Origin of the sequence: Xanthomonas sp. SHU 308 (assembly GCF_000364645.1) — a bacterium.
Taxonomy (GTDB): Bacteria; Pseudomonadota; Gammaproteobacteria; order Xanthomonadales; family Xanthomonadaceae; genus Xanthomonas_A; species Xanthomonas_A sontii.
In genome coordinates this window covers 1-9448 of record NZ_AQOK01000309.1, presented here as the reverse complement: position 1 = coordinate 9448, position 9448 = coordinate 1, and the positions used below count along the sequence as shown (strand labels likewise).

11 protein-coding genes are annotated in these 9448 nt (G+C 71.6%); 8 read left to right on the top strand and 3 right to left on the bottom strand.

Going from position 1 to position 9448, the window contains the following annotated elements:
- Positions 1 to 222, bottom strand: a 222-nt coding sequence (locus tag D588_RS24500) for a winged helix-turn-helix domain-containing protein (RefSeq protein WP_157836449.1), incomplete at its 3' end; no start/stop codon positions are given.
- A 29-nt stretch (positions 223 to 251) separates the two neighbouring features.
- Positions 252 to 1328, bottom strand: coding sequence for an aromatic ring-hydroxylating dioxygenase subunit alpha (locus tag D588_RS0111000; protein WP_017916012.1), 1077 nt, complete (start codon positions 1326 to 1328; stop codon positions 252 to 254).
- A gap of 327 nt (positions 1329 to 1655) precedes the next feature.
- Between D588_RS0111000 and D588_RS0110995 the strand changes: the two genes are divergently transcribed.
- From D588_RS0110995 to pcaC, 8 genes are all read left to right on the top strand, one after another.
- Complete coding sequence (locus D588_RS0110995) at positions 1656 to 2345, top strand: 3-oxoacid CoA-transferase subunit A (RefSeq protein ID WP_017911717.1); 690 nt, start codon at positions 1656 to 1658, stop codon at positions 2343 to 2345.
- Positions 2333 to 3004, top strand: a complete 672-nt coding sequence (locus tag D588_RS0110990; protein WP_017908145.1) for a 3-oxoacid CoA-transferase subunit B — start codon at positions 2333 to 2335, stop codon at positions 3002 to 3004. Before D588_RS0110995 ends, D588_RS0110990 begins: the two co-directional genes overlap by 13 nt.
- On the top strand, positions 3001 to 4209 hold the full coding sequence (gene pcaF, locus D588_RS0110985) for a 3-oxoadipyl-CoA thiolase (protein ID WP_017916009.1): 1209 nt from the start codon (positions 3001 to 3003) through the stop codon (positions 4207 to 4209). The genes D588_RS0110990 and pcaF overlap by 4 nt, the downstream gene beginning before the upstream one ends.
- Before the next feature lie 86 nt (positions 4210 to 4295).
- Positions 4296 to 5015 carry a protocatechuate 3,4-dioxygenase subunit beta gene (pcaH, locus tag D588_RS0110980; protein WP_017916008.1) on the top strand — a complete coding sequence of 240 codons (720 nt, stop codon included), beginning with the start codon at positions 4296 to 4298 and terminating at the stop codon, positions 5013 to 5015.
- A 4-nt stretch (positions 5016 to 5019) separates the two neighbouring features.
- Positions 5020 to 5577 (top strand): protocatechuate 3,4-dioxygenase subunit alpha, encoded by a 558-nt coding sequence (gene pcaG, locus D588_RS0110975; RefSeq protein ID WP_017916007.1) that lies wholly within the window; start codon positions 5020 to 5022, stop codon positions 5575 to 5577.
- A 66-nt stretch (positions 5578 to 5643) separates the two neighbouring features.
- On the top strand, positions 5644 to 6996 hold the full coding sequence (locus D588_RS0110970; RefSeq protein WP_017916006.1) for a 3-carboxy-cis,cis-muconate cycloisomerase: 1353 nt from the start codon (positions 5644 to 5646) through the stop codon (positions 6994 to 6996).
- Between the two features lie 112 nt (positions 6997 to 7108).
- On the top strand, positions 7109 to 7888 hold the full coding sequence (gene pcaD / locus D588_RS0110965; protein ID WP_017916005.1) for a 3-oxoadipate enol-lactonase: 780 nt from the start codon (positions 7109 to 7111) through the stop codon (positions 7886 to 7888).
- A 39-nt stretch (positions 7889 to 7927) separates the two neighbouring features.
- The gene (gene pcaC, locus D588_RS0110960; RefSeq protein ID WP_017911723.1) at positions 7928 to 8320 is read left to right on the top strand and encodes a 4-carboxymuconolactone decarboxylase; all 393 of its coding nucleotides are present in this window, start codon (positions 7928 to 7930) and stop codon (positions 8318 to 8320) included.
- A 239-nt stretch (positions 8321 to 8559) separates the two neighbouring features.
- On the opposite strand, the gene D588_RS0110955 is transcribed toward pcaC, so the two are convergent.
- Positions 8560 to 9429 carry an IclR family transcriptional regulator C-terminal domain-containing protein gene (locus D588_RS0110955; protein ID WP_026143592.1) on the bottom strand — a complete coding sequence of 290 codons (870 nt, stop codon included), beginning with the start codon at positions 9427 to 9429 and terminating at the stop codon, positions 8560 to 8562.
- Between the last annotated feature and the right edge of the window lie 19 nt (positions 9430 to 9448).

Genomic DNA, 9448 nt, shown 5'->3' with positions numbered 1-9448 from the left:
CGCGTAGCCGCCGCCACGCAGCGGCTGCACCAGGCCTTCCCCGGCCAGTCGCTGCAGGGCGGCGCGCACCGGCGTGCGCGAGACGCCCAGGCGCTCCACCAGCGCGACCTCGGACAGGCGCTCGCCGGCGGGCAGGGCGCCGGCCAGGATCAGCTCGCGCACTTCCAGCAGGGCGCGGGTGGTCTGCGCGGCACTGGAGCGGAACGGATGCGCGGCGGACATGGCGGTGGCTCCGGGATCCTGGCGGCGGTTCATCCGACCATGCGCAGCTGCAGGTCCTGGTTGCGCTGCTCGGCGGCGACCATGCGCTCGATCAGGCGCCGCGCCCACATGCCGCCGGCATCGACGTTGAGGTTGTAGAACACGTGATCCGGATGCGCGTCGATGGCGCGCTGCTGCGCTTCCAGGATCAGCTCGTCCTCGCCGAACACACCGCTGACGCCGTCGCGCAGGCGCGTGGTGATCGACTGCTCGTGCAGCGAATGGTTGCGCGCGAATGCCCAGAAGTAATGGCAGGTGCGATCGGTTTCCGGGGTGATGGTGTTGAGCACGTAGCCGTTGACCCCGCGCGAGCGGTCGCCCTGCGGCGCGCCGCTGCCGGCCACCGCCACGCCCACATCGATGGCGATGGTGCAGGGCGCTTCGAAGCGGATGATCTGCCAGCGGTCGACCTTGCCGCGGTAGCCGTGCGCATGCTCGATCTGCCAGGCCCAGAACGGCGGCGGGTCGATGTCCAGCATCCAGCGCGAGACCACCGTGCTGCGTTCGCCGTGGACCACGTCGAACGGCGCCTCGGCGACCTCGTCCTGGCCGATGCTGGAGCCGTGTACGAAGGTCTCGTGGGTCAGGTCCATCAGGTTGTCCAGCACCAGCCGGTAGTCGCACTTGACGTGGATGGTGCGGCCGTCGCCGGCCCAGGCCGGGTCGTCGTTCCAGTGCAGGTCCGGCACCAGCGCGGGGTCGGCCAGCGCCGCGTCGCCCGGCCACACCCAGACGTAGCGGTGCCGCTCCACGGTGGGGAAGCGGCGCACGCAGGCGGAAGGGTTGATCGTGTCCTGCGAGGGCATGTGCACGCAGCGCCCGTTCGCGTCGTAGACCAGGCCGTGGTAGCCGCAGACCACGTCGTCGCCGCGCAGCCGGCCCATCGACAGCGGCACCAGCCGATGCCAGCAGGCGTCCTCGAGCGCGGCGACGCGGCCGCTGCTGGTGCGGTACAGCACGATGTCCAGGTTGCACACCTTGCGCGGCAGCAGCGCGTGCTTGACCTCGTGATCCCAGGCGATGGCGTACCAGGCATTGAGCGGAAATGCCGGAGTGGACGACTGCATGGCGGCGACCTCGATTGTGTATACAACAGGCTGGGGAAGATCCTTGCGTGTTGCGGGCGGAGGGCGAGCTAGCGCTGCCTTCACGCCATCGCCCGAGATGCGGCGATGGCCGAATGTATACAACAGGGATGGGTCGGCGTGCCGTTGCCGCATCGTTAAATTGTTCGTTTATCGAACAATGCATCCGATAATCGGATTGACCGCCCGCCGGAGCGGGCCTAACGTGGCCTCCCGAAGCGACCTGGAGGAGGATGTCGTGGCAGACCCCGTAATGCGCCTGCGCCCCTGTGCGCTGTGCCCCTGGCCGGCGACGGCGGAGCGGCGCCGATGATCGACAAGACCCTGGCTTCGTGCGCCGACGCAGTGGCCGACATCCACGATGGCGCCACGGTGATGATCGGCGGCTTCGGTACTGCGGGCATGCCCGATGCGCTGATCGACGCGCTGATCGCGCAGGGCGCGCGCGAGCTGACCATCGTCAACAACAACGCCGGCAACGGCGAGACCGGGCTGGCTGCGCTGATCAAGCACAAGCGCGTGCGCAAGATCGTGTGCTCGTTCCCGCGGCAGAGCGACTCGCAGCACTTCGACGCGGCCTACCGCGCCGGCGAGCTGGAACTGGAACTGGTGCCGCAGGGCAACCTGGCCGCGCGCATTCACGCGGCCGGCAACGGCCTGGGCGCGATCTTCACCCCCACCGGCTACGGCACCGAGCTGGCCGCCGGCAAGGAGACCCGCGAGATCGACGGCCGCCACTACGTGCTGGAGTATCCGATCCGCGCCGATTTCGCGCTGATCAAGGCGCACCACGGCGACCGCTGGGGCAACCTGGTGTACCGCAAGACCGCGCGCAACTTCGGCCCGCTGATGGCGATGGCCGCGACCTGCGCGATCGTGCAGGTGGAGAAAGTGGTGGAACTCGGCGCACTGGACCCGGAAGCGGTGGTGACGCCGGGCATCTTCGTGCAACGGGTGGTGGCGGTGGCCACCGCACAGGAGGGCGCATGCACGCATTGAACGGGCGCGGCATCGACCGCAACGCGCTGGCCGCACGGGTGGCGCGCGACATCCCCGAGGGCGCCTACGTCAACCTGGGCATCGGCCTGCCGACCGCGGTGGCCAACTTCCTGCCGGCGGACAAGGAGATCTTCCTGCACAGCGAGAACGGCCTGCTCGGCATGGGGCCGGCGCCGCCGCCGGGCCAGGAGGACCTGGACCTGATCAACGCCGGCAAGCAGCCGGTGACACTGCTGACCGGCGGCTGCTATTTCCACCACGCCGACTCGTTCGCGATGATGCGCAGCGGGCGCCTGGACGTGTGCGTGCTCGGTGCGTTCCAGGTGTCGGTGCACGGCGACCTGGCCAACTGGAGCACCGGCGCGGCCGATGCGATCCCGGCGGTCGGCGGCGCGATGGATCTGGCGATCGGTGCCAAGCAGGTCTACGTGATGATGGAACTGCTGACCAAGCGCGGCGAGCCCAAGCTGGTGAACGCCTGCAGCTATCCGTTGACCGGGCTGCGTTGCGTGTCGCGGGTGTACACCGACCTGGGCGTGTTCGCGCTGGGGCCGGACGGCGCGCGCGTGCTCGAACTGGTCGAGGGCGTGAGCCTGGACGACCTACGCCAGGCCACCGGGCTGGCGCTGACCCTGGCCGATTCCACGGAGGCGGCATGAACGAGGCCTACATCATCGACGGCATCCGCACGCCGATCGGCCGCTACGGCGGCGCCCTGGCCGGGGTGCGTGCGGACGACCTCGGCGCGGTGCCGCTGCAGGCGCTGCTGGCGCGGCAGCCGCAGTTGGATCCGGCGCAACTCGACGACGTCTACCTGGGCTGCGCCAACCAGGCCGGCGAGGACAACCGCAACGTCGCGCGCATGAGCCTGCTGCTGGCGGGCCTGCCGTTCGGCGTGCCGGGCAGCACGGTCAACCGCCTATGCGGGTCGGGCCTGGATGCCATCGGCACCGTCGCGCGCGGCATCCGCGCCGGCGAGCTGGGCCTGGCCATCGCCGGCGGCGTCGAGTCGATGTCGCGCGCGCCGTGGGTGATGGGCAAGGCCGACAGCGCCTTCGCCCGCAACCAGCAGCTCGAAGACACCACCATGGGTTGGCGCTTCGTCAATCCGAAGCTGCAGCAACGGTATGGCGTGGAGCTGATGGGCGAGACGGCCGAGAACGTGGCCGCACGCTACGGCATCTCGCGCGAGGACCAGGACGCCTTCGCCCTGCGCAGCCAGCAGCGCACCGCCGCCGCGCAGGCCGCCGGTTTCTTCGACGGCGAGATCGTGCCGGTGACCGCACCGGGCAGGAAGCGTGGCGAGACCGTCGAGGTCAGTGCCGACGAGCATCCGCGTGCCGACACCACTCTCGAGGCGCTGGCCAGGCTCAAGCCGATCTTCCGCCAGCCGGGTACGGTCACCGCCGGCAATGCATCGGGCATCAACGACGGCGCCGCCGCGCTGCTGCTGGCCAGCGACGCGCAGGTGCAGGCGCTGGGCCTGACCCCGCGCGCACGCGTGCTGGGCTTCGCCAGCGCCGGCGTGGAGCCGGCCTACATGGGCATCGGCCCGGTGCCGGCCACGCGCAAGCTGCTGGCGCGGCTGGGGCTGTCCATCGGCGACTTCGATGCGATCGAACTCAACGAGGCGTTTGCCGCGCAGGGCCTGGCATGCCTGCGCGAACTCGGCGTCGCCGACGATGCCGCACACGTCAACGCCAACGGCGGCGCGATCGCACTCGGTCATCCGCTGGGCATGAGCGGCGCGCGCCTCGCCCTGACCCTGCTGCGCCAGCTCGAGGCCAGCGGTGGTCGCCGCGGTCTGGCGACCATGTGCATCGGCGTCGGCCAGGGCGTGGCGCTGGCGATCGAGCGGCTGTAGCCGCTCGCCCCATCGACGCTGCGCCGCATACGCCTGCATCATTCCTCCAGCCAACCGGCTCCGCGCGGAGCCAGCGAGACCGCACGATGCGCGACGACACCCCCATCGATCCCCTGCTCGGCTATCGCCGCCCGTACCCCGGGACGCAGCCGGCCTACCTGCACCCGCCCTACGCCTCCACCGGCGCGCGCGGCCCGACCCGCGATCCGATCGCGATCCCGCTGACCCTGTCCGAGGCCACCGGCCCGACCCTGGACCGCACCACCCTGGGCGAACACGCCGCCGATCTCACCGTCGGCTTCCCCGGCGCGCCGCTGGGCGAGCGCATCATCGTCAGCGGGCGCCTGCTCGACGAGAACGGCAAGCCGGTGCGCAACAGCGTGGTCGAGGTGTGGCAGTGCAACGCCGCCGGCCGCTACCTGCACGCCGGCGACCAGCACGACGCGCCGCTGGATCCCAACTTCACCGGCACCGGCCAGGTGCTGACCGACGACCACGGCCGCTACCGCTTCACCACCATCAAGCCCGGCGCCTATCCGTGGCGCAACCACTACAACGCCTGGCGCCCGGCGCACATCCACTTCTCGCTGCACGGCGACGGCATCGGCCAGCGCCTGGTCACGCAGATGTATTTCCCCGGCGATCCGCTGCTGGCGTTCGACCCGATCTTCAACTGCGTGGAGGACCCGAAGGCGCGCGAGCGCATGGTCTCCGCGTTCGACTGGGAGACCACCGCCAACGAGTTCGCGCTGGGCTACCGTTTCGACATCGTCCTGCGCGGACGCAAGCAGACCCCTTGGGAGTGAGGCGATGAGTTTCCAGGCAACCCCTTCGCAGACGGTCGGTCCCTACTACCGGATCGGGCTGGAACCGCTGTACCGCACCGAGATCGCGCCGCCACAGGCGCAGGGCACCCACGTGGAGATCGTCGGCAGCGTGTTCGACGGCAACGGCGCACCGGTCGGCGATGCGCTGCTGGAGATCTGGCAGGCCGATGCCGCCGGCATCTACGACCATGCCGCCGATCCGCGCCGCGGCGACCACGATCCCGCCTTCCACGGCTGGGGCCGGGTGCCGACCGACGCGCAGGGCCGCTTCGCCTTCCGTACGGTCAAGCCCGGGCGCGTCGCCGGGCCCAAGGGCCTGCAGGCGCCGCACCTGGTGGTGCTGGTGTTCATGCGCGGCCTGCTGCGCGCCGCGCCGACCCGGCTCTACTTCGGCGACGACGACCTGGACGGCGACGCGATCCTGGCGCAGGTGCCGGCCGAGCGCCGCGCGACCCTGGTCGCGCAACCGCAGGCGCCCAATCGCTACCAGTGGGACGTGCGCATGCAGGGCGAGCACGAGACCGTGTTCTTCCGCTACTGAGCGCAGCGACATCCCGCACAGGCTGCAGCGGTTACGCTGCATGATCTCTCCACCGCCTACGAACCGATGAGCGTCTCCGAGTCCCTGTTGCGTCCGCTGTTCGGCGATCCGGCCGTCGATGCGCTGTTCGACGACCGCGCGCGCCTGCAGGCCATGCTCGACGTGGAAGCGGCGCTGGCGCGCGCGCAGGCACGCTGCGGCGTGATCCCGGCCGACGTAGCGGCGCCGATCGCCACCGCCTGCGATGCCGCGCGCTACGACCTGCCGGCGCTGGCCGCCGCCACCGCGTTGGCCGGCAATCCGGCGATCCCCTTGGTCAAGGCGCTCACCGCGCAGGTCGCCGCCGCCGATGAGGACGCCGCGCGCTGGGTGCACTGGGGCGCGACCAGCCAGGACATCATCGACAGCGGCGCGGTGCTGCAACTGCGCGCCGCGCTCGACCATGTGGAAGCGCAACTGGACGCGCTGTGCACGGCGCTGGCGGCGTTGGCGCAGCGCGAGCGCGACACCGGCCTGCCCGGGCGCACCCTGTTGCAGCAGGCGGTGCCGGTGACCTTCGGACTGAAGGCTGCCGGCTGGCTGGACGCGCTGCAGCGCAGCCGCCGACGCCTGCAGGCGCTGCGCGAGGACGCCCTGGTGCTGCAGTTCGGCGGTGCCGCCGGCACCCTGGCTGCGCTGCAGTCGCAGGGCCTGGCCGTGGCCGAGGCGTTGGCCGAGGAATTGCGGCTGCCGTTGCCGGCGCTGCCCTGGCACGCGGCGCGCGATCGTATCGGCGAGATCGGCGCGGCGTTCGCGCTGCTCGCCGGCAGCCTCGGCAAGATCGGACGCGACGTCGCGTTGCTGATGCAGTCGGAAGTGGCCGAGGCGTTCGAGCCGGCGGCGGCGGGTAAGGGCGGCTCCTCGGCGATGCCGCACAAGCGCAATCCTGTCGGCTGCGTGGTCGCGATCGCCGCGGCCACGCGCGCGCCCGGGCTGCTCGCGACCCTGTTCGCGGCACTGCCGCAGGAACACGAGCGCGCGGTCGGCGGCTGGCATGCCGAATGGGAAACCTTGCCGGAACTGGTGCGCCTGAGTGCCGGCAGCCTGGCCCAGGTGCGGGTGCTGATCGAGGGCCTGGAGCTGGACCGCGCGCGCATGGCCGCGCATCTGGACAGCCACGGCGGCCTGCTCTACGCCGAGGCGGTGGCGGTGACCCTGGCCGCGCACCTGGGCAAGACTGCCGCGCACGCGCTGGTGGAAACCGCGGTGCGCCGCGCGCTGGCCACGCAGCAGCACCTGCGCGCGGTGCTGGCCGAGGAGCCGCAGGTGACCGCGGTGCTGGCGCCGGCGGCTCTGGATACGCTGTTTGCCAGCGACAGCTGGCGCGGCACGGCGACGGTGTGGATCGAGCGCGTGCTCGCCGCGCAGGCGCGCGGGTGAGGCGCCGCGCCGTACCTGTCTGCCGCAGTGTCGGCGCCACGTTCTAGACTTGCCGGTGCCGCGCGGTTACATGCCGCGACGGCCCCTTCCACTTTCCCTGCGAGCGCCGCCCATGCCCATCCTCGACCTGCCCACGCATCGTCTGCATTACCGCATCGACGGCAGCGAAGGCCGTCCGTGGCTGACCCTGTGCAACTCGCTCGGCACCGACCTGCACATGTGGGACGCGCAGATCGCCGCGCTGTCGCCGCACTTCCGCGTGCTGCGCTACGACCGTCGCGGCCATGGCGCGTCCACCACCCCGCCGGCGCCCTATGCCATCGCCGACCTCGGCGGCGACGTGGTGGCGCTCTGGGATGCGCTGTCGATCGAGCGCAGCCATTTCTGCGGCCTGTCGATCGGCGGGCTGACCGGGCAGTGGCTGGGCCTGCACGCGGGCGAGCGCCTGCTCAGCCTCACCCTGTGCGCCACCGCGGCCAAAATCGGTAGCGCCGAGAGTTGGCAGGCGCGCATCGAGCAGGTGCGCGCCGAGGGCCTGGCGCCGCTGTGCGACGGCACCCGCACGCGCTGGTTCACCCCGGCCTTCGCCGAAGCGCAGCCGGCGACCGTCGAGGCGATCCTGGACAGCTTCCGCGCCACCGATGCGCAGGCCTACATCGGCTGCTGCCAGGCGCTGGCCGAGGCCGACTTCCGCGCGCGCCTGGGCGAGATCGGCGTGCCGGTGCTGGCCGTGGCCGGGCACGACGATCCGGTGTGTCCGCCGGCCGATCTGCAGGTCATCGCCACGCAGGTGGCGCAGGGCGAGGAGGCCGAGGTGCACGGCCGCCACCTGTGCAACGTCGAGTCGCCGCACGCCTTCAACGACGCGCTGCTGCGCTTCCTGCTGCAGTAGCCAACGCCCGCCTTTCCCCACGTTTCAGGAGTCGACCCGATGGACGAGAACGAACGCTACGCCGCCGGCCTGCAGGTGCGCCGCGCGGTGCTCGGCGATGCCCACGTCGACCGCTCGCTGGCCGCGCGCACGCCGTTCACCGAGGAATTCCAGGAGTTCATCACCCGTACCGCCTGGGGCACGGTGTGGACCCGCGAGGGCCTGCCGCGGCACACGCGCTCGCTGCTGACCCTGGCGATGATGGTGGCGCGCGGCCACGACGAGGAGTTCAAGCTGCACGTGCGCGCCGCGCGCAACAACGGCGTCAGCGCCGACGAAATCAAGGAAGTGCTGCTGCAGGCGGCGATCTATTGCGGTGTGCCCGCGGCCAACCACGCCTTCGCCCTGGCCGCGCCGATCCTGGCCGAGCAGGCGGCCGAAGCGACGGATTGAGCCCGGCGCCGCTGTTGCGGCACGGCTGGGAATGATCGTGACACGCGGTCCGCTGCACCGAGCGCCGCGAACGACACGATGCGACGCGTGGCTGACACGTTGCGTTGCTTCGGCAGATGCGTGGTATCGGCCAGATCGCGGCGCGTGCCGGACCCTCACCCCAACCCCTCTCCCGGGGGGAGAGGGGCTTATCCCTTGTTTCGTCGGAGGGAAAGGTGCCCCGCAGGGGCGGATGCGGGTCAGTCCAGCACGCGGCTCAACTGCTGCGCCGCATGCCGCAGCGCCGGCAGCACCGTGCTCTGCAGGCTGCCCAGGGTCATCCGCGCCACCGAGCTGCCGACGTTGAGCGCGGCGACCACGCGGTCCTGGCGGTTGCGCACCGGCACCGCCACCGAGCGCAGGCCGATCTCCAGTTCCTGGTCCACCACCGCGTAGCCGTCGCGCTGCACGCGCTCGAGCAGGGCCTGGAACTGCGCGCGGTCGGTGACGGTGCGTTCGGTGCGCGGGCGCAGCGGATTGCGCTCCAGATAGCTGCTCAAGGTGTCGCCCGGTTGCGCCGCCAGCAACACCCGGCCCATCGAGGTGCAGTACGCCGGCAGGCGGCTGCCGGCGCGCAGGCCGATCGACATGATCCGCACGGTTTCCGCACGCGCCACGTACAGCAGGTCGTCGCCGTCGAGCACGCCCAGCGAGCAGGACTCGTGCAGGGTGTCGCGCAGCGCGTCCAGCACCGGCTGCGCCGCCACCGACAGCGCGGCGGTGGACAGGTAGCCGCTGCCGATGCCCAGCGCGCGCGGCAGCAGCACGTAGCCGCGGCCGTGGGTGCCGGCGTAGCCGAGCTTCTCCAGCGTGTACAGCACGCGCCGCACCGCCGCGCGCGGAATGCCGGTGTCGGCGCTGAGCTGGGCCATGCTGACGTCGCGGCTGTGCTGGCCGAAGGCGCTGAGCACGGCCAGGCCGCGCGCCAGCGAGGTCATGAAGTTCGGGTCGCCTTCGCATTCGCCGATGCGCCGCATCAGCTCCGCGGCCAGGCCGCGCTCGGGCGGGGTGGGGGCGGTGGCGGCGCGCGCGGTGCGGCGTGCGCGAGGGGGGCGCGGGGACTCGGACATGGAAGCGGCGGCGGCGGCG